The organism is Plastoroseomonas hellenica (genome assembly GCF_018129085.1).
GTDB lineage: Bacteria > Pseudomonadota > Alphaproteobacteria > Acetobacterales > Acetobacteraceae > Plastoroseomonas > Plastoroseomonas hellenica.
Genome location: NZ_JAAGBB010000037.1, coordinates 1 through 19,630 on the forward strand (window position 1 = coordinate 1; position 19,630 = coordinate 19,630).

Genomic DNA, 19,630 nt, shown 5'->3' on the forward strand with positions numbered 1-19,630 from the left:
ACACCCGCTCCACCGTGAGCCGCCCGACCGGCGCCGGCAGCTTCATGCCCTGCGGCCGGATCCGCGGCAGCGCCAGGAAGCCCTTCAGCCGCTTCCAGCTCTGCCGCGCCTGCACCAGCTGCTTCCAGCCGCCGATGAGCTGCTCCACCGGCGCCAGCGCGCGGCCCATGATGATCGAGCCGGCGATCGAGGCGCCCGAGGTCAGCTCCTGCTGCAGCACCAGATAGGCGCCGGCACCGAGGATGCCGACCTGCACGGCGAGGCGGAAGAACTTGGTCAGCGCCAGCAGCACCGCGGCGCGGTCGGTGGCCTTGGCGGTGGCCGGTGCGAGCTCCGCCTGGCTTTCCTGCCAGCGCTTCATCACCGCCGGCAGCATGCCCATGCTGTCGATCACCTCGGCGTTGCGCATCATCGCCTCGGCCCGGCGCTGGCTCGCCATCGCGGCACTGCCGGCGCGGCGGAGCAGCGCGGAGGTGATCAGCTCCGACAACAGGGTCAGTGCGAACAGGATCACCGCGCCGCCGAGCGCGATGCAGCCGAGCACCGGGTGCAGCAGGAAGATGACGGCGAGGAACACCGGCACCCAGGGCACGTCATAGAGCGCGAGCGCGCCAGGCGAGCCGAGATAGCCGCGCACCACCGCGAGGTCGCGCAGCGCTTCCATCCGATAGGGGCGGCCGCGGAGCTGCGCTTCCAACGCGCGGGTGAAGCCCTCCGGCGCGACGCGCCGCTCCACCCATTGCCCGAGGCGCTGCATGACCAGGCTGCGCACCGCCTCCAGCAGCGCCAGCAACCCGATCGCCGCAATGGTGATCAGCGTGAGATACAGCAGCGTGTCGAGGTTGCGCGTCGCCAGCACGCGGTCGAACACCTGCATCATGTAGATCGACACGGTGAGCTGCAGCAGGTTCGCGACACCGCTGAACACACCGACCGTCACGAACTCGGAGCGGCACGCGCCGACCGCCGCATCAAGCGGCGTGCGCGAAGGCGAGGCAGGGGCTGGCTGCGACATAGGCATCCTTTTTGGGCGCCGTCGAAGAGGTACGAGAAGAAGTCACCGAGACGCGGGCCCAGCGGCGGCGCGCTGGATGAATCGTCGTCAGGGGAGCAGAGATGCCGGCTTTTAGGGCCGGCATCGGTCAGACGCAGAGGCTCCGGGAAGCCGGAGCGTCTGCTATTCTCTCAGAGCACCTGGTCAGTGTGCGCGCTGGTGAAGTCGAGCTGGACGATCAGGTCATTGAAGTCGCGGTCGCCACCTCCGGCCAGATCTTCCCAGCCCCAGGTGTTCAGGCCGTAACTCCAGAGATGGCCGACAGCTTGGCCATTCACCGTCTCGTTGGCCTGGGCGAAGGCGAAGAACTCCTGCGTCCCATTCGACAGCCGCATCGCGATCAGGTCGTCGTGATCGATGCCGACCACCGCCCCTTCGCTGTACTTGCCGAACCCGCCACCCGACAGCCAGGTCGAGCCGTTGCCGGTCTGATACGCACGAGCGGACGCCGCCGCCGCGTAGCCCGCATCACCCGGACGCAGGCCGCCGATCGCCCCAGTGAAGTCGTCCACCTCATAGAACTGCAGGCGCAGATCCAGGGTGCCACCCTGGCGCATCCGGACGATCGCGGTCTGGTCGTCCGAGCCATCCACCGTCGCCGCCACGGCGACCGCGCGCGCCACCTCGACCGCGCTGTTCCCGTCCGCGGTGACGAAGTCCGCCATGCCGAAGCCGTTCGACAGCACCGCCTGCGGCGCGCCCGCCGCCTGTCCGCCGATGTTGACGGAGAGCGCCGCGCCCTGGCCCACGGTGACCTGGTGCAGCTGCCCCTGGGCCCGGGCATCGGCCTGGATCACCATGTCCTCCGAGAAATCCGCACGCAGCGCCATTTGGGCGAATTGCCGCGACCAGCCCTGCGAGGCGAGATCGGAGAACGCCGCTCCACCCCCCGTGTAGTCGATATCCACGGCCGTGCTGGTTGCGAGCTTCGACTGGAACAGCAGGCTCTGGTCGACCGCGCTGCTCCAGCCGCTGCCATCGTCGCCTGCCAGCAGTCCGGGGGCATTCGACCCCTGTTGTGCTTCGATCAGGGCTGCCAGCGACCGCGACAGGGCTGCCAGGTCCGGCGTCGCGGCGCTCGGCGTGAGGTCGTAGCCGAGACCCATATGATAGCCAGCGCCGGTGCCGTTGCTGCCATCGGCCAGGTTGAAGGCACCCGGCGACACCACGGAGGCGATGTAGAGCAGGTTGTTCACATAGTTGGGCTGCGTGATCCCTTGCTCACCCAGGAGGGCGTCGAGCTGATCGCCGACCTCACCCCAGGTGCCGGTCGCCGTGACATCGCCGGTGACGGTGCCGGTCGCCGTTCCGCCATGGCCGTCATCGACGGTGTAGGTGAACTGCGCGGTGCCATCGAACGTCATGGACGCCGTGAACACCAGGTCGCCATCGGCATTCAGGGTCACCAGACCGCCGACAACCTCGAGCGAACCGCCCGGCGCAATGGCCCGGCCGTCGATCTGGGTGATCCGCGGCAGGTCGCCATCCGAATCGACGTCATTGGCCAGGACGTCGAGCGTGACCGAGCTGCCATCCGCGGTTGCCGTGAAGCTGTCATCCGCCGAGACCGGGACATCGTTGACCGCGGTGACATTGAGATCGACGGTGCCGATCGAGGTCTCGCCGTTCCCGTCGTCAATCGTGTAGTCGAACGACACCGGGCCGTTGAACTCGGCATCCGGGGTGAAGAGCAGCTTGCCCTCGTCGTTCAGGGTCACGGTACCACCGGCAAGCATGATGGGGACGCCCGCCGTGATCGCCACGCCATTCACATGCGTGATCTGGCGGGTGTCGCCATCGATATCGACGTCATTGGCCAGGACGTCGAGGACAGTGGCCGTGTCCTCAGCGACATTGAAGCTGTCATCCCCAGCCACCGGCGTGTCGTTGACATTCGCCACGGCCGTCGTCGGCAGGCTCGGGAGTTCTTCCGCCGCCCCGAGATCATCGGTGTAGTGAGCGACGGCGCGAACGGCGTGCCCGACGTCATCCTGGGACAGGGTGTAGGTCGCTCCCGTCGCACCGGTGATGTCCGCCCAGTTGCCGTCGGCGTCCTGACGCTGCCACTTGTAGGCGATGTCGGCGGGGTCGACGCCGTCGAGATCGTCGATGGTGTTGGAAGCGGTCAGGACCTCGCCCTGCGTTGGATCACCCGCTACCGAGACGGCGCCGGTCGGATCGTCATCAACGTTCCCGACTGCTGCGGTTTCGTTGCTGTTGAACGACTCTGACTGCCCCCCGGCATCAGTGTAGCTCGCGACTGTGCGGACCGCGTGCCCGACATCATCCTGGGTCAGCGTGTAGGTCGTGCCCGTCGCGCCGCTGATATTCACCCAGTTGCCCTGGTCGTCCTGGCGCTGCCATTGATAGGAAATGGTCAGCGGATTCGGGCCATCCGGATCGGTGAGGTCGTTTGCGGCGGTGAGCACGGCGCCCTGCTCGGCGTCGCCGACCACCGTGACGTCGCCAGCCGGCGCATCGTCGACGTTCCCCACCGGCGTCGTCGGGGTGCTCGCCAGTTCCTCCGCCGTGCCCTGGCCATCGGTGTACTGGGCAACCGCGCGCACGGGGTGGCCGACATCGTCCTGGGTTAGAGTATAGGTGGGATCAGTCGCATCCGCGATGTCGACCCAGTTGCCGTCCCCGTCTTGGCGCTGCCACTTGTAGGTGATGCTGGCAGGATCGACGCCGTCCAAGTCGTCGATAGTGTTGGATGCGGTCAGCACCTCGCCCTGCGTAGGATCGCCTGCCACCGAGACGGCACCGGTTGGATCGTCATCGACGTTCGCGACCGCCGCGGTCTCGTTGCTGTTGAGGGAGGTGGGCGTGCCGCCGGCATCGGTGTAGCTCGCCACCGCGCGGACCTCTTGCCCGACATCGTCCTGGGTCAGCGTGTAGGTCGCGGCCGTCGCACCGCCGATGTTCACCCAGTTGCCGTCGGCATCCTGGCGCTGCCACTGATAGGCGATGGTCAGCGGATCCGGGCCGTCGGGATCGGCGATGTTGTTGGACGCTGTGAGCACGGCGCCCTGCTCGGCGGTGCCCGTCACCGTGACGCCGCCGGTCGGCGCGTCATCGACATTGGTCACGTCGAGATCGGTGTCCGCGTTCTGCTGAGAGCCCGTGCCGTCAGTGACACCAATCGTGAGGGTGCGGTCCTCAAGGGGGGCATCCCCAGTATTTTGGTACGTCACCTGGTTGGCGATGCTCTGCAGGACAGAGTCGGTGACGCTCGACCGTGTCACTGAGAAGTTGTCGATGTAGAGCGAGCCGCCCACGCCCATAAGGCCCGTGAAGTCGTAAGTGCCGGCGACGAAAACAAAATACCAGTTGCCGGTGGACGGCACCACCACGCTGGCCGTCGTCCAGTCCTTGACGCCAGTGTCATCTGCGCCGGTTTCGTCCAGCACCGTGATGGCCTGGCCGGTATCCGCATTCATCAGGTAACCGAAGGCGTCGTAGGCGTCACCGCCAGCCGCTGCCTTCCAATCGAATTTCAGGATGTCGCCAGCCTGCGACGCGAAGGTCTCGGAATAGGCGGTGGGGCCATGAACGACATCGAAACCCGCGCTGGTGGTGCCGCTGTTGAACAGGCGAAGCGATGACGTTCCTTCGCTGTGCTCAGCAGTGCTGACCTCCGAATCGTAGGTCATCTCATCGACAGCACCGGCATCATCGCCGGAGTTTGCAGGGTCGGTCAGATCGTCCGGAGACACCTGCCCATTGACTACGGTGGTGCCGAGGATCACGCGGTCCTCGACGATCGTCCAACCCGCAGTGCCGCCCTCAAACCCCGGGTTGCTCAGCAGGCTGGTATCGTTCGCAGCGAAGTTAATCGTCAGCGGCTGACCGTTTTGGCCGTTCTGGATCGCGTCCACGGTGCCGATCAGGTCGCGGCTGGCCCCGTTGCCGAGATAGACGCTGCCATCCGGGTCGACGGAGATAGCGCCGGAAGCGATGCCATCCGCAGCGCTGGTCAGCGTCAGGACGTCATTCGTGTCGGGACTGCTCAGATCGAAGGTGATCGAGCCGCCGGGATAGCCGAGCCCCCCGGTGAAAGTGGCGCCGCTGCCGACATTCACCGGCGCGGCGCCCTCGCCGTACGTGATGGGATTAAGACCACCTATGGTTGGTGCAGTCATTGTGTTCCCTTCCGCCTGCATTCGAATCATGGCCCGGATACAACCGCCGGTGCCGCAAAGCAGAGGGGTAAGCGAGAGCTGTAGGGACCATCAATCCCGGTCACGAAAGTCTCGGACCGTGTGTCCCCCGGAACATATGAATTCTGCTAAATTGCAGCATGTGATTCACTGCTCAATCCTGAGAAGCTTATTGGAGCGCAGCGATAATCCCGCGACGCGCGAGTATGTCCTTCGCGTGACGCGTTCACTCTGAACTACCAGGCATGCCTATGGATGACCGATGAGAACTCGAGGCCGCTGGCGACGATGAGTTGCTCAGTGCATGACACAAGCTGGGGGAGCCGCCGGCCGCGCAGCCACTGACCGACGCGCCTGATCTGACGCGGCGCCTTGTCCAGACGCGCAATTCTGAAGCGGTGGTCGCCAGTGCTCCCGACGAGAGTACAGCGCCTCAGTTGTGAACCCTCTTCATCTCTGCTTAGCGTCCGTGCTCCATGCCGGATGCTGCGCAGAAGCTCTCGAGAGATGGACGGGATGGCAGTTCGAGGCCGCGAATCAGTGATCTCAGGACGGACGGAGGCATGTCGCGCCGGCCTTAGGTCTCGGGACGACGTAGGTGGCGGGTGCACCGGGCGGGTGGCGGAAGACACATGTTAGGACAAGGCGGCGCTTGTCCGAGGCCATTGCCACGCGAAGGCGCATCGTTCCATACGCCTCGCACCGCGTTTCGATGATCGCAGATTCGTAGAAGCAGCCGTTGCGGCATTGAGCACACCAATGCAGCGCACCTTATTGCGATGCGTTTTCCGGCAACGTGAAATCGGCGGCTTCTGCAAGCTCTACGTGCCGCACCCCCGTGCTATCAAGAAACTCTATTCCTTCTGCCTCTAACGCTCGGCGGATGCGCTGCTGGGTCGCAGGCTTGACTTGACGCCCGCCTTCGAACGCGAAAATCGTCGCGTGAGAGATCCCGGACAATTCTGCGAGCCGTGGCCGCGGCATGTCGAGCAACGCCCTTGCCGCTCGAGTCTGAGCTGGCGTGAGGAAAGTGCTCGCCGAGGTCCGATGTCTCGCGCTTGCCACTAGTATCCCTCCGTGGGCCGGAAGCACTCACGAAAAGCCACAGCCAGAGGTTGGTTGCACGCTAAGCGTGTAGAAAGATGCGAGCCGCGAGCCAGGGTCCCGATTTTCGGCGAGGGCACGCCCGCATTCCACATCGAGTCAAATATCGAAGCAGTGCGATGCTCATATCGCGCGTTCGGAGATCTGCTGGATAAAAAAAGCGTCCCAACTTTAGCGACGAGCGCAGACGACAATTGCCTCCTGACCCGAGTGACACGGGCGCGGCACGAAGCGGGTGCATGCATGCGGCCGTAAGCCGGACTGGCTCTGGCCCGCGACAGCGGCCTCGCAGATCCGGCGCAGCGACGCACAATGCAGCGCGTAGCCCTGGAGCTAGCGCTCCTACCAACGCGGACGCAAGCTCCGAGATCACGCCCGGCGTCAGCCGAGCTGAGAGCGCTGCTGCCTAAAGGTGCGGATGGACCAGCGTCGCGTCCACGCGCTCGGCTAGTGCATGGCTTCCGGCTGCGTCGGCACGCGCGGCTTGCTGATCATGTCCTTGACCTCCGCGGCCGTCTTCATCGTCACCATTTCCTTCATCGCCGCGACCCCTCGCTGAATCAGGTCGCGGCCCTGCATGGCCTCACGGACAATCTCCGCCGCGGGTAGTGTGGTGGAGCCGTTGAAGAGGCCCTTGTCGTCGCGCAGCACGACGAGAACACCACCGCTCACAGTGCAATGCCCCACGCTGAAGTTGTGGCCGCGATGGCGGAAGGTCTCGTCGGGCTGATCCCAGTCGATGCCCCGCACCGCATCCAGCGTTTCGTGGGACCAGCGAAACTCCGGCCGATGGCGCGGCGTGTTGAGGAGACGTTGGAACGTCTCCTCGTCCAAGCCCATGACGTGCTTCTGCAGCCAGTCGCGTAGCTTCAAAAGCGGCACCTTGACCTCCTCGTCCAGCGGCAGCGCCGTCTCCGGGACGAACGTATTCTCGAGGCCCTGCATCAAGATGACGCCGAGCCTGTCCGTGAGGAGGATTTCGAATCCCGGGCCATAGGGCGACGGAAACAGCCCCACCTCGAATTCATGACCGCGGTGCGTGAAGCGGCTCGCCGGAATCTCGACGGACTCGATGCTCACTAGGTGCTCGGCTGCCATCCGGACCTCCTGATCCATCTGACGGAACATTGGGAGAACCTGAGGCAGCCAAGTCAGAAGAGTCGAGGGGAATTTGGGACAGGTGCGTTTCCCCTGCATGGCTCAGTCGACAGCAGTACCCGCTCGCGCATCTTGGCCTGCACGCAGCCCCACTGCACGCAGCCCCACTCAGTCCCACGCGGCCGCGCGGGCTACAAACTATGCACGTATGGGCATCAGCTTGGCATCCACGCCCTGAGCCGAAACAAGCGCTCGCCAGCGTTAAGCAACCATCCAACATCCTCGGGCAGAAACTTGAGGCAGGCGCGGTTCGTTTGTGAAGAAGGCAAATTTCGTCGCACGGACGAGAACTCGGATGACGCTGAGGAGGCTCGGCATGCGCTACATTGTTTGTGCGCTCTTTACCCTCGCAGCCACCCCACTTATGGCTGGATCGCCAACAATCCCCCAATACGACTCCGACCGCTACTGTCGCCAAGTCGAGAGACGCACCGGACTACAGGCCAGTTCGATCGTACCGAGTTGCATCACTAGCGAGCAGGAGAGCCTCGATGCGCTCCGTATTTCATGGACACAGGTACCGGGCCCGGTCCGCGGTTACTGCGAACGGAGAGTTCGTGCCACCACCACTGGCTCGTACGCAGCGCTCCAGGGCTGCGTCGATACGGAGGAGGAGACGGCGGCAACCGTAAGCCGGCGCGCAATGCCTTAGCCAATGAGGTGGAACCCGCCGACAAGTCGCCCTGAAGGATGCCATGCCGCGTCGGCAGTCCGGACCTGTGGAACACCGCCAGGACGGCTCTCGCCCGGCGCTCCGCTGCGGGCATGCCGTTCGGCTCGTGCGGCTTGCCTTCGCGGGACACCCGCAGCGGGTGCCGAACAGCGGTATGCCGATGAACGTCGCCGCGGCTCCACTTACGCATCCTTCGACCGCCGTCACCGGCTTGCAGGACAAAGATCGCCGCCCTGCGCCAGATGTTGTGGAGCGCGGCGAGGGCTTCAGCCATGCGGCGACGGTACAGGCGTTAGAGATCGCCGCAGCCAAGCGGCAAGCTGCCGGACGGCTGGCGATGGATTCTGGTCCGATCGGACGCAGAGATAGTAGTCCTGGCCGTCGTCGACCCCGCGTTCAGACACCACCAGGAGCCGGCCGTCCTGAAGCTCCGCTTCCAGCAGATCGGGTCTGGTGAGCGCGACGCCGATGCCGGCCAGCATGGCACTGCGCGTCAGCATCCCATCCTCGCAGACCATGCCCTTGAGCGCGGCGGAAGGCGCCAGTCCTGCATCGCTAAGCCAGCGGGTCCATTGCTCGGAGGTGCCATCATGGATCAGAGGCGCCGCCAGGAAATCCGTCAGCGTGGCGAACGGTCCGTGCCGCGCGACGAAGGTCCGGCTGGCGACTGGATAGGCGGTGCCGGACAGCAGCTTCTCACTGGCGTAGCCGGGCCAGTCGCCAGTGCCGAAGCGGAGCGAGACATCCGCTGCATCGCTCGAGTAGTTCCGGTACCGGGCATACTGCACCTGGATCGCCACGTCGGAATGGGCCGCCAGGAAGCGCTCCAGCCGCGGCACCAGCCAGCCTGTCGCCAGTAGCGGCAGTGCGCTGATGGTGATGCGCGGTGGCAGCGTGTTCTGCCGGATCTGGGCGGTCGCGCTGGTCAGCAGGATAAAGGCCGGACGCACGGCTTCGAAGTAGCGCCGGCCTTCGTCGCTGAGCCCGAGGCGGCGACCACGGCGCTCGGTGACGGCCATGCCCAGCGCGGTCTCCAGCGCATGCAGCTGGTGGCTGACGGCCGAGGGCGTGATGCCGAGCTCCGACGCGGCTGCTGCGATATCGCCCAGTCGCGCGAAGCTCTCGAAGCTGCGGAGCGCCACCAGGGGAAGCCGCTCGAACGACTGAATGGAATTCATATGAGTAGCAATAATTCATTCATCTTACGCACGGCAATCGTTTAACGATCGATCTCACGCTCCTCACTTTCGATCCTGCACGCGAGGGAAATGCATCCCATGGCTTTGCATGTCGCCCCGGACGAGCATCGCGCGCGCATCGTCCGCGCCACCGCCCGGCTGCAGGAGCAAGGGCTGGCCGGGCTGCTCGTGTTCCGCCAGGAGAGCATGTACTGGCTGACCGGCTACGACACCGCCGGCTACTCCCAGTTCCAGGGCCTCTGGCTCGGCGCCGATGGCGGCCTGATGCTGCTGACCCGATCCTCCGATGTGCGGCAGGCGAAGCTGACCTCGATCATCGAGGATGTGCGCCTCTGGGTGGATGCCGCTGGCGCCAATCCGGCGGCGACACTGCGCGAGGCGATCGAGACGCGCATCCGGCCGGGCGATCGCATCGGCGTCGAATACGCCTCCGTCACGCTCAACGCGCAGCGCGGCAAGCTGCTGGACGCGGCCTTCGGTGCCGACGCCGTGCTGGAAGATGCCTCCACCCTGATCGCCGCGCTGGCGGTGGTGAAGTCCCCGGCCGAGCTCGCCCATGTGCGGCAGGCGGGGCGCATCGCTGACGAGGCCTGGCGCCGGGCCTTCGCCGCCTGCCGGCCCGGCGCGTCCGAATCCGACATCCTGGCCGAGATCTACGCCACGGTGATCCGGGCCGGGGGCGACCCGGCGGCGGGTCGCTTCGTCTGCGGCGCCGGCGACAACGCCTTGCTCTGCCGCTACTTCACGGGCAAGGGCCGGATCGGCGAGACCGATCAGGTGAACATCGAATTCGCCGCCGCCTACCGGCACTACCATGTCGCGCTGATGCGCACCGCCCTGACCGGCAGCGCCACGCCGTCGCAGCGCCGCATGCACGATGCCAATATCGAGGCGCTGGAGGCTTGCCGGCGGAAGCTGCGGCCCGGGTACACCTATGGCGACCTGTTCGACGCCCATGCCGCGGTGCTGGATCGCCATGGCTATCGGCATGCGCGGCTGAATGCCTGCGGCTACAGCCTCGGCATCTCCTATCCTCCGACCTGGATGGAGTGGCCCATGATCTATGCCGGCAACCCGGTGCCGCTGGAGCCGAACATGGTGGTGTTCATGCACATGATCCTGCTGGACAGCGAGACCAACCTCGCTATGTGCCTGGGCGAGACCTTCATTGTCACGGAAGGCGAGCCGGAGCGCCTGTCGGCGCTCAGCCACGACCTGCCGCTGGTGGCCTGACCGCGGCGATGATGGAAGGCGGGCAGGCGGTCGAGATCCAGGCGCTGCGCAAGCGCTTCGGTGCCGTGGTCGCGCTGGATGGCGTCTCGCTCACGGTACGGCCTGGTGAGTTCATGGCGCTGCTGGGGCCGAGCGGCTCCGGCAAGACGACCATCCTGATGGCCGTGGCGGGATTCGAACGTGCGGACTCCGGCCATATCCTGATCGGCGGCCGCGCCATCGACCGGCTGCCGCCGCATCGGCGCGACATCGGCATGGTGTTCCAGCGCTACGCGCTGTTCCCGCATATGAGTGTCGCCGAGAACCTGGCCTACCCGTTGCGCCGCCGCGGTGTCGCGTCGTCCGAGCTCGCCCGGCGCGTCGAGGAGACGCTGTCGCTGGTGAAGCTTGAAGGCTATGGCGGGCGCGGCATTGACCAGCTCTCCGGCGGCCAGCAGCAGCGGGTCGCCATCGCCCGCGCTCTGATCTTCCGCCCGGCCGTCCTGCTGATGGACGAGCCGATGAGCGCGCTCGACAAGAAGCTGCGCGAGCACATGCAGATGGAGCTGCGCCTGCTGCACCGCGAACTCGGCGCCACCATCATCCTGGTGACCCATGACCAGGAGGAGGCGCTGTCGATGGCCGACCGCGTCGCGCTACTGCATGAAGGGCGGATGCGCCAGGTCGGCACGCCGGCCGAACTCTATCGGAATCCCGCGGACGCCTTCGTCGCCGGCTTCATCGGGCGCAACAACTTCCTGCCGATCGCGGACGGCGCGCCGCCGCGCGTGCAAGGCTTTGCCGGCCCACTGGGCGCCGCCCTGGCCGAGGGCAGCGCGCCGCCGGTCGGGGGGCATCTGCTGGCCATCCGGCCCGAGCATCTCGCGCTGCGGGCGCCAGACGCGGAGGGCGAGCCCTGCCGCATCGTCGAAGTCGCCTTCGGTGGTGCCCGGCAATCGGTGCTGGCCGAGGTGGCCGGGCACCGCGTGACGATCGAGGCGCCGGCCACGGAGCGCCTCTGGCGGCCGGGCGAGGCGGCCTCCCTCGGCTTCCATCCGCGGACCGCCCGGATCTTCCCACCATCCGACCAACACTGACTACGCCCACATCGACCACGCCGACATCGACCACGAAGGAGCGACGACGATGCGCCTCGATCTCAGCCGCCGGCGGCTTCTGGCAACCGCAGCCCTCAGCGGTGCCGTGGCCGGCCTCGCCCGCCCCGCCATCGCCCAGAACAGCCTGCGCGGCACCGGCAGCGTGATCGTGCATTTCGGCGGCGGCAGCATGGGCGAAGCGCAGCGCATCGCCTATTCAGAACCCTTCCAGGCCGAGACCGGCATCCGCGTCATCCACCAGGCGGGCGTCGCCGCCGGCGTGCAGCGCGCCGCCATCCTGGCCGGCGCGCCGAAGCATGACGTCGCCAACATCTCCGGCGGATCCATGGCGGCCTTCGAACAGGATGGGCTGCTGCAGCCGGTCGACTACGGCTATTGGGCCCCGCAGAACCGCGCCGGCTATGACCTCGTTCCCGCCTCGCAGTTCAACGTGCCGGCGATGCTCTATTCGATGGTCGTCGCCTTCGACCAGCAGCGCTACGCCAGCCGCGCACCCGAGAGCTGGGCGGATCTCTGGAACCTGCGGGACTTCCCCGGCCGGCGCACGCTCGCCGCCGGCACCAACGCCGCCGATGGCGCGAGCTATGAGATCGCGTTGCTGGCCGATGGCGTGAAGCCGGAAGATCTCTACCCGATCGACTGGGAACGGGCGCTGCGCAGCCTGGACCGGCTGCGCGCCGATGTCGTGAAGTGGTGGGCGAACGGGGCGGAATCCGTGCAGCTCCAGGTGGACCGGCAGGCGACGATCGGCAGCGCCTGGAACGGCCGCATCGACGGCGCCAACGAACAGGGCGCCCGCATCGGTAAGAGCTGGAACCAGGGCATCCTGCAATGGGCGGGATGGGCGATCCCGCGCGGCGCCACGAACAGCGAGAACGCACAGAAGTACATCGCCTTCATGAGCCGGCCGGAGCCGCAGGCGCGCTTTTCCGAGATCATCACCTATGGCCCGACCAATGCGCTGGCGTTCAACCACATCCCGGCCGAGCGCGCCGCGCTACTGCCGACCGCGCCGGCGGTGAAGGACCGGCAGATCGTGCAGAACTACACCTTCTGGAACACCGTCGACGCCAGCGGCCAGACCGGGCTCCGCCGCGCCATCGCGGAGTGGGAGCGCTGGATCGCCGCACGGCGTTGAGCGCGGGGCCGGTCGCGTGATGGGCGGAATGACAGGGCGGGATCGACAACGGGCGGCGCTGCTGCTGCCTGCCCTGCTGCTGCTCGCCCTCGGATTCCTGGCGCCGCTGGCGACGGTGGCGTGGACCAGCCTGCGGCGTGCCGGGCATTTCAGCCTCGCGGCCTATGCCGAGATCCTGGCCTCGCCGGTCTTCCTCGACATCCTGCTGCGCACCCTCTGGATGGCGGTGCTGGTCACGGCACTCTGCGCGGCACTCGGCTACCCCTTCGCCTATTGTGTCGCCACCCGGGCGCGGCGGCACGCCGGGCTGATCATGGCGCTGGTCACGGTGCCCTACCTGACCAGCATCCTCATCCGCTCCTATGCCTGGGTTGCCATCCTCGGCGGCGGCGGGCTGGTGAACCGCACGCTGATCGCGCTTGGGTTGATCGAGGACCCGCTGCAACTCGTCTTCAACAGCTTCGGCAGCTATGTGGGGATGGTGCATATCCTGCTGCCGATGATGGTGCTGCCACTCTATGCGGCGATGCGTCGCATCGACGGGGCGCTGCTGCTGGCCGGGCGCGGTCTGGGCGGCGGGCCGATGCCCGTCTTCGTGACGGTCTTCCTGCCGTTGTCGCTGCCGGGCCTCGCGGCGGGCTCGGCGCTGGTCTTCCTCAGCGCGCTCGGATTCTACATCGCGCCGGCGCTGCTGGGCGCGCCGGGCGACTACATGCTAGCCCAGGCGATCGAGGTGCGCGTCGCGACACTCGCGGAATTTGACGTCGCCGCCGGGCTGTCCTGCATCCTGCTGGTGCTGGTGGGCGGCTTCCTGATGCTCTTCCGCCGCCGCATCGTCTCGCTCGCCGATGACCCCGCGTCGACGCCCGCGCGCGTTGTCGGGGTCGCCGGGCTGCGGCCCGCATGCGCCGCCAGCGCGATCGGCGCCGTCCCGGGCCTGCGTGCGGCACTGAACGCGATGGGCGATGCCGTCGCGCCGCTGGCGGGGCCGCTGCTCCATCTCCATGGCGCGGCGCTGCTCGTCTTCATGCTCGCACCGATGCTGGTAGTCGTGCTGATCGCCTGCAGCAGCGCGCCCTATCTGACCTTCCCGCCCCCCGGCTATTCCTGGCGCTGGTTCATGGCGTTGCTCGACGATGCGAACTGGCTGGAAGCGGCCTGGTTCAGCCTCACGGTCTCCACGGCCGCGGCGGTCGCGGCGCTGGCGATCGGCACCCCCTTCGCCTTCGGGCTGGCCCGCGGGCGCTTCGGTGGGCGGCGGCTGCTCTGGCTGCTGGCGGTGTCGCCCATGATCCTGCCGCACATCGTCATCGGCCTCGGGCTGTTCTTCACCTTCGTGGCGCTCGGCCTCAACGGTCATCCCGTGAGTTTCTGGCTCGCTTACACCGTCATCGGGCTCCCCTATGTGGTGATCATCCTGCTCTCGGCGCTCGGCCGTTTCGATGTCGACCTGGAGCGCGCGGCCGCCAATCTCGGCGCGGCGCCGATGACCGCCTTCCGCACCGTGACGCTGCCGCTGCTCGCCGCGTCCTTCGTGACCGCCTTCCTCTTCGCCTTCCTCAGCGGCTTCGACGACCTGATCATCGGCCTGTTCCTCAGCTCGCCGCGCGGCACCACGCTGGCGATCCGTATGTGGGAGGATATCCGGCTGGAGATCAGCCCGAAGACGGCGGTCGTCGGCGTGGTGCAACTCGGGGTGCTGCTGGTCGCGATGACCTTGCCAATGCTGCGGACCATGCTGCCGCGTCGGAGGGTGCGAACGGAGGCGTGATGGTGCTGCCGCGCGTCAGGCGGCCGCCGTCAGCGCCGGGCGCCGCCCCCGCCATGGCGCCGCACGCTCATAGGCATCCCCGGCGCGCAGCACGGCCGCCGCATCGAACAATCGGCCCACGATCTACAGCGACAAACGCATGCAATCGGCGTCGAAGCCCGTGCAGCGCGCGAGGGCCGGGTTGCCCGAGACATCGGGCGCACGGCAGGAGGTGCGGCGGCGACAGCTTTGGCTGCAGACAGGGCGTGAAATGCGGGTCTTCGCGATTGAACCGATCGTCGCCCTCAGGTTCGCGCTAACGGCGGCGGGACAGGCGCCGCGTCGAGCGGCCTTCTGCGGCGGCGCATGCCCGACGGCTTTCGAAGAGCTCATCTAAGGCGTCGAGTGCCAGGCCATTGCTGCGAGGTTGCCGTCAATTGACGAACACCGTCGGACCGACGTCGCCTTGCTCTCGACCCGATATTAGCGCCGCCTCATCAGCGCAGCGGAAAGCGTCGCCGCGAAGGACTCAACCGCCGGAGGCAATCGACGCCCACGTCGCGCCAGCAGCGCGATATGTCCCTGGCGGAAGCGCGGCAGCAGGAGCGGCACCACCACGAGCTGGCCGGATCGCACCTGTGCCGACGCACGCTGACCTGAGAAGAGCGCGACGCCGCCCCGGGTCGCCACGAACGCGCCCACGAGCGTGGCGGAGTTCGTCTCGAGCGACGGCCGCAGGGTCAGCCCCGCTGCGTGACATGCGGCGTCGATCAGGCGCCGGCTGCCACCATTGGGCATCGGCAGGGCGAGCGGCCAGTTCAGCAGGTCAGAAAGCTTCGCGCCGGGCGATGTCGTGAGAGGGTGGTCCGGACTGCAGAGCACCTCCAGCGGCTGTGGCGCGGAGGCCAGCACCGCCACATCCGGATCCGGCAGCTGATTGAAGGCAATGCCGAGGTGGCAAAGCCCGTCGCGAACCGCCGGCAGTATTGTCTCCGACCCCGCAATGCTGATGTCCATCGTGATGCCGGGATAGCGCTGCATGAACCCCGTATAGACCTCCGGCAGCGAGGACACCGCGAACCCTTCGATGGTGCGTAGGACCACATGGCCGCGCTTCAGGCCACGCAGGGAGGCCATGTCGGCATCGAGCCGCTGCTCCTGCAACGCCGCCTCTCGAGCGTGGCTCAACAGGATCTCACCCGCCGAGCTCAACGCCATGCCGCGCGGCCCGCGGATGAACAGCTGGGCGCCGAGCCGCTGCTCCAACTTCAGGATCTGCCGGCTGACCGCCGACTGCGCGACATGCAGCTGCTCGCACGCCTCCCGGATGGAGCCCGTCTGCGCGACGGCGAGAAAGTAGCGAAGACCAGGCGGGAGCATTCAGCTGCCTTGCCGAAATGGCATGTTGCACTGCGATAATCGGCACTTGTTCGCAGGCTGTCAAAGACGGCTCGATGTCGGGGACAGGCATGGGGCAGTGGCATGCGCATGGGTCGACGAGGCCTTCTGAGCACGGGGTTGACACTGACCATGCCCAGCCTGGCGGCCGCCGAGGCATTCCCCGAGCGTCCCATGCGAATGATCGTCCCCTCGGCGCCAGGGGGCAGTCTCGACATGCTCGCGCGCGCCATCTCCAGGAAGCTCGGCGAAATGCGGGGCTGGTCAATGGTGGTGGAAAACCGGAGTGGCGGGGGCGGAAGCATCGGCATGGATGCCGTCGCCAAGGCACGACCCGATGGCTACACCCTTCTGATCGCCAGCGAGCCGCTCACGGTCAACCCGAGCGTCATGCCGAACCTGCCGTTCGATCCCGTCCGCGATCTCGCGCCGCTCACGCTTGTGGCCACACTGTCGCAAGTCCTGGCCGTCGGAAGGGACAGCCCCCTGCGCAGCTTTGCGGATTTCATTGCGGCGGCCACCGGTGGTCGCGACATCACCATCGGCCATTCCGGCGCGACCTCGCCTGGGCGCATGACGACGGCACTGCTGGAGCTGGCCGGAGTGAAGGTCACGCCGGTCACCTATCGCGGTGGGGGGCACGCGGTGCAGGACGCGGTCGCTGGAACGCTCGACGGCACGATCGTCACCCTGCCGGCCACGCTGCCATTTCTCGCCGATGGATCGCTGCGGGCGCTGGCGATCACCAGCGCAGCGCGCAGCCCCTTCGTACCCGAGGTTCCAACCATGTCGGAAACCCTGCCGGAGGTGATCGTCAACAGCTGGCAGGCCCTGTTCGTGCCGAGCGGCGTACCGGCGGACATCATGACCAGGCTGCACAGCGCGATCACCGCGGCGATCCGGTCACCCGAACTCGACAAGCTCCTCAAGGATCAGGCCTTCGAGCCGGTTGCCGGCCCTCCGGAGGAGCTCGGCGCGATGGTGCTCGAGGAGATCCCGAAGTGGCGCCGCGTCGTCCAACAAACCGGGATGCGGGTCGACTAGTGCATCGCCGCACGCTGGCGGCCAAACACCTGCTTGGGAAGACGCTATGAGCAGCTCGCCTTTTCATCTCGCATGGTTCCTTTCGCGCGGCTACGGGCCGAAAGGTTGGCGCCACGACTGGGCGGGCGATCAGCGACGCTGGATGATGCCGGACCTCTTCCAGGATCTGGCGCGCAGCATGGAGCGCGCCTGCTTCGACTACATGATCATCGAGGACAGCTGCAACGTCCCCTACACCTACCAAGGGACCCACGACACGTATCTGAAGTACGCAGCGGGAGCGCCTAAGCTGGACCCCGCCGTGCTCGTTCCCTGGCTGACGATGGCAACCAAGAAGCTCGGTATCATTCCCACGCTCTCTACCAGCGAGTACCCGCCGTTTCTTCTGGCGCGCCTGGTGAACTCCCTCGATCACGTGACGGAAGGCCGCGTTGGCTGGAACATCGTCACGGGCAGCAATGATGGCGGAGCGCAGAACTACGGGCGCGACAAGCACCACCTCCACGATGAGCGTTACGAAATCGCCGATGAGTTCACGTCGATCGTCACGCAGCTCTGGGAGGGCTGGGAGCCGGACGCCGTTGTGCTCGATCGTGATCGCCATCTCTTCGCCGACGGCAGCAAGGTCCGCGCTCTCGATCATAAGGGGAAGTATTTCAGCGTCCGCGGCCCACTCAGCGCACCACGCTCGCCGCAGGGCCGGCCGGTGCTATGCCAGGCCGGCGGATCGCCGCGCGGCCAGCGCTTCGCCGCACGATGGGCCGACACCATCATCACCAACGCGACGAGCGTCTCGGCGATGAAGGCGTATCGGCAGGAAATCCACCACCTCGCCGAGGCTGAAGGGCGTGACCCGCGATCCATCAAGGTCCTCTTCCTGGCCTACCCGATCATCGACGTTTCCATCGAGGCCGCGCGCGATCGACGCAATCGCGAGCTTGCGGATGCGGCGGCGCATCTGGATATGAGCCTCGCCATGATGGCCCGCATCAGTGGCATTGACTTTTCAAAGTTCGACCTGGACGAGCCACTGCCCGATCTGACCTCAAACGGCCATCAGTCGAGCACCGCCGCGTATGCCGGCCGGACGCCGCGCGAGATCGCTCTGGGATACGCCACAAAGTCAGGGATCGACTACACTGGTACGGTCGACCACGTCGCAGGCATGATGGCGGAAATCATGCAGGAAGTCGGAGGCGACGGCTTTCTGATCTTCAACGGCGAGTTCACCCGCCGCTACGTCGCCGAAATTTGCGACGGCCTGGTACCAGAGCTGCAGCGGCGCGGTCTCGTGAAGCGGCGCTACGCCCACGACACGTTTCGCGAGAATCTCCTGGAGTTCTGACGCCCCTGCACCGCGCGGTGCGCGAGCGTGCCGAGACGCGATTGTACGCTGGAAGTTGCCCACCGCTGTCGAGTGCTCGCGACGCCGTCCGTGCGGTAGGCTCCGCTGTCCGGGTGGCGGCGCGCCTCAGGCAGCGGCGCGGGCGACGGCCGGCGCGGTGGCGGTGCGGCGGCGGGCACCTCGGCGGTCTCGCGCAGTACATAGCCGCGGCCCCAGACCGTCGCGATCGCGCCGGTGAAGCCGGCCTCGGTCAGCTTGTGCCGCAGCCTTCAAGCCGCGATTCGGTACTCCGGTGCGCCCCATGCTCAAAGCCACGGGCGTGCCGCCCACAACGCGCGGAACGTCCGGTCTGCATCGAGAAGATGTCGAGCATAGGCCGTCTGATCGAGCAGGCGGAGCGGTTGCTGCGTGCGCCGGGCAAGGGCGAGGAACTCCGGGTCCGCAAAGATGGTCGCGATCGCAGAGCCGAGGCGCGCCGATATCTCCTCGGGGACTCCTCGCGGGCCGACGAAGCCGCGCAGGCTGCCGATGGTCACATCGCAGCCCTGCTCCCTGAAGGTTGGTACCTCCGGTGCAAGCGGCGAGCGCGTTTCGGCCATCACGCCCACCAGCCGCCATGGCCGACCTTCGGCCATGACCTGGCCCTCGCCCAGATTGGCGGCGGCGCCGCGGACCTCCTTTTGCCCCAGCGCCAGCACGCATTGCGGCAACGAGGGATAGATGACCGGCTCGAAGCGAACGCCGGCGACCTGTTCGAGCATGCGCACCGAGAGAAAGCTCGTTGAGCCGCGCCCCTGCGCCGCGATGGTGAAGCCGTCCTCCCGCCGCGCGGCGGCGACCAGTTGCGCCACCGTCGTGATGCCGCTGTCGGGATGCACGGCGATGGTGCCCGGATCCTCGACCAAGCCGGCGACGAAGGCGAAGCTGTCAAGCGACCATCGCGGCTGGCGCTCGATCGGGATCGTCACCAGCCCAGGCGTGTTCAAGATGCCAAACGTATAGCCATCCGGCCGGGCATCCGCGACGGCGTTTATGCCGACTTCGCCGCCGGCGCCAGGACGGTTCTGCACCACGATGGGCTGCCCGAGCACCTTTTCGAGGAACTGGCCGAGCGTGCGCGCCGTCACATCATTCCCGCCGCCTGGGCCAAAGGGAACGATCAGCGTCAGCGGGCGAGACGGATAGTCGCTGCCTCGCGCCGTCACGGGCGCGGCAAGCGCGCCCAGCGCGGCGGTTAGGATCCTGCGGCGATGATGGGCGAAGATCGGCGGCATGGC

The 19,630-nt window shown here is 66.9% G+C and carries 12 protein-coding genes; 6 read left to right on the forward strand and 6 right to left on the reverse strand.

Going from position 1 to position 19,630, the window contains the following annotated elements:
- The 4 genes from GXW71_RS24570 to GXW71_RS24585 form a co-directional block, all read right to left on the reverse strand.
- The coding region (locus tag GXW71_RS24570; RefSeq protein WP_246526859.1) for an ABC transporter transmembrane domain-containing protein at positions 1-1,015 on the reverse strand (1,015 nt) is incomplete at its 3' end.
- Between the two features lie 170 nt (positions 1,016-1,185).
- A complete protein-coding gene (locus tag GXW71_RS24575; RefSeq protein WP_211855338.1) occupies positions 1,186-5,196 on the reverse strand; it encodes an Ig-like domain-containing protein in 4,011 nt (1,336 codons plus the stop codon).
- 1,569 nt (positions 5,197-6,765) lie between these two features.
- The gene (locus GXW71_RS24580; protein ID WP_211855339.1) at positions 6,766-7,416 is read right to left on the reverse strand and encodes a hypothetical protein; all 651 of its coding nucleotides are present in this window, start codon (positions 7,414-7,416) and stop codon (positions 6,766-6,768) included.
- 999 nt (positions 7,417-8,415) lie between these two features.
- Positions 8,416-9,327 (reverse strand): LysR substrate-binding domain-containing protein, encoded by a 912-nt coding sequence (locus GXW71_RS24585; RefSeq protein ID WP_211855340.1) that lies wholly within the window; start codon positions 9,325-9,327, stop codon positions 8,416-8,418.
- A 99-nt stretch (positions 9,328-9,426) separates the two neighbouring features.
- On the opposite strand from GXW71_RS24585, the gene GXW71_RS24590 reads away from it, so the two are divergent.
- The 4 genes from GXW71_RS24590 to GXW71_RS24605 are packed head-to-tail and all read left to right on the forward strand — an operon-like array spanning position 9,427 to position 14,587.
- Positions 9,427-10,581: a M24 family metallopeptidase gene (locus GXW71_RS24590; RefSeq protein WP_211855341.1), complete on the forward strand. Its 1,155-nt coding sequence runs from the start codon at positions 9,427-9,429 to the stop codon at positions 10,579-10,581.
- Between the two features lie 8 nt (positions 10,582-10,589).
- Positions 10,590-11,657, forward strand: a complete 1,068-nt coding sequence (locus GXW71_RS24595; RefSeq protein WP_246526860.1) for an ABC transporter ATP-binding protein — start codon at positions 10,590-10,592, stop codon at positions 11,655-11,657.
- Positions 11,658-11,706: 49 nt separating this feature from the next.
- Complete coding sequence (locus GXW71_RS24600; protein WP_211855342.1) at positions 11,707-12,816, forward strand: extracellular solute-binding protein; 1,110 nt, start codon at positions 11,707-11,709, stop codon at positions 12,814-12,816.
- A 28-nt stretch (positions 12,817-12,844) separates the two neighbouring features.
- Positions 12,845-14,587 (forward strand): ABC transporter permease subunit, encoded by a 1,743-nt coding sequence (locus GXW71_RS24605; RefSeq protein WP_211855343.1) that lies wholly within the window; start codon positions 12,845-12,847, stop codon positions 14,585-14,587.
- A gap of 462 nt (positions 14,588-15,049) precedes the next feature.
- Here GXW71_RS24605 and GXW71_RS24610 read toward each other — a convergent pair whose 3' ends face one another.
- Entirely contained in the window at positions 15,050-15,946 is an 897-nt protein-coding gene (locus GXW71_RS24610) for a LysR family transcriptional regulator (protein ID WP_211855344.1), read from the reverse strand.
- Between the two features lie 150 nt (positions 15,947-16,096).
- On the opposite strand from GXW71_RS24610, the gene GXW71_RS24615 reads away from it, so the two are divergent.
- Complete coding sequence (locus GXW71_RS24615; RefSeq protein ID WP_211855345.1) at positions 16,097-17,008, forward strand: tripartite tricarboxylate transporter substrate-binding protein; 912 nt, start codon at positions 16,097-16,099, stop codon at positions 17,006-17,008.
- Between the two features lie 46 nt (positions 17,009-17,054).
- Entirely contained in the window at positions 17,055-18,353 is a 1,299-nt protein-coding gene (locus GXW71_RS24620) for an NtaA/DmoA family FMN-dependent monooxygenase (protein ID WP_211855346.1), read from the forward strand.
- Between the two features lie 305 nt (positions 18,354-18,658).
- On the opposite strand, the gene GXW71_RS24625 is transcribed toward GXW71_RS24620, so the two are convergent.
- Complete coding sequence (locus GXW71_RS24625) at positions 18,659-19,627, reverse strand: tripartite tricarboxylate transporter substrate binding protein (protein WP_211855347.1); 969 nt, start codon at positions 19,625-19,627, stop codon at positions 18,659-18,661.
- Positions 19,628-19,630: the final 3 nt, after the last annotated feature.

What these genes read in the sequence shown, in the direction of transcription:
- GXW71_RS24575 (WP_211855338.1), bottom strand. Translation starts at nt 5,196, where the DNA reads ATGACTGCACCAACCATAGGTGGTCTTAATCCCATCACGTACGGCGAG.
- GXW71_RS24610 (WP_211855344.1), bottom strand. Translation starts at nt 15,946, where the DNA reads ATGCTCCCGCCTGGTCTTCGCTACTTTCTCGCCGTCGCGCAGACGGGC.
- GXW71_RS24595 (WP_246526860.1), top strand. Translation starts at nt 10,590, where the DNA reads ATGATGGAAGGCGGGCAGGCGGTCGAGATCCAGGCGCTGCGCAAGCGC.
- GXW71_RS24580 (WP_211855339.1), bottom strand. Translation starts at nt 7,416, where the DNA reads ATGGCAGCCGAGCACCTAGTGAGCATCGAGTCCGTCGAGATTCCGGCG.
- GXW71_RS24585 (WP_211855340.1), bottom strand. Translation starts at nt 9,327, where the DNA reads ATGAATTCCATTCAGTCGTTCGAGCGGCTTCCCCTGGTGGCGCTCCGC.
- GXW71_RS24625 (WP_211855347.1), bottom strand. Translation starts at nt 19,627, where the DNA reads ATGCCGCCGATCTTCGCCCATCATCGCCGCAGGATCCTAACCGCCGCG.
- GXW71_RS24620 (WP_211855346.1), top strand. Translation starts at nt 17,055, where the DNA reads ATGAGCAGCTCGCCTTTTCATCTCGCATGGTTCCTTTCGCGCGGCTAC.
- GXW71_RS24615 (WP_211855345.1), top strand. Translation starts at nt 16,097, where the DNA reads ATGCCCAGCCTGGCGGCCGCCGAGGCATTCCCCGAGCGTCCCATGCGA.
- GXW71_RS24590 (WP_211855341.1), top strand. Translation starts at nt 9,427, where the DNA reads ATGGCTTTGCATGTCGCCCCGGACGAGCATCGCGCGCGCATCGTCCGC.
- GXW71_RS24600 (WP_211855342.1), top strand. Translation starts at nt 11,707, where the DNA reads ATGCGCCTCGATCTCAGCCGCCGGCGGCTTCTGGCAACCGCAGCCCTC.
- GXW71_RS24605 (WP_211855343.1), top strand. Translation starts at nt 12,845, where the DNA reads ATGACAGGGCGGGATCGACAACGGGCGGCGCTGCTGCTGCCTGCCCTG.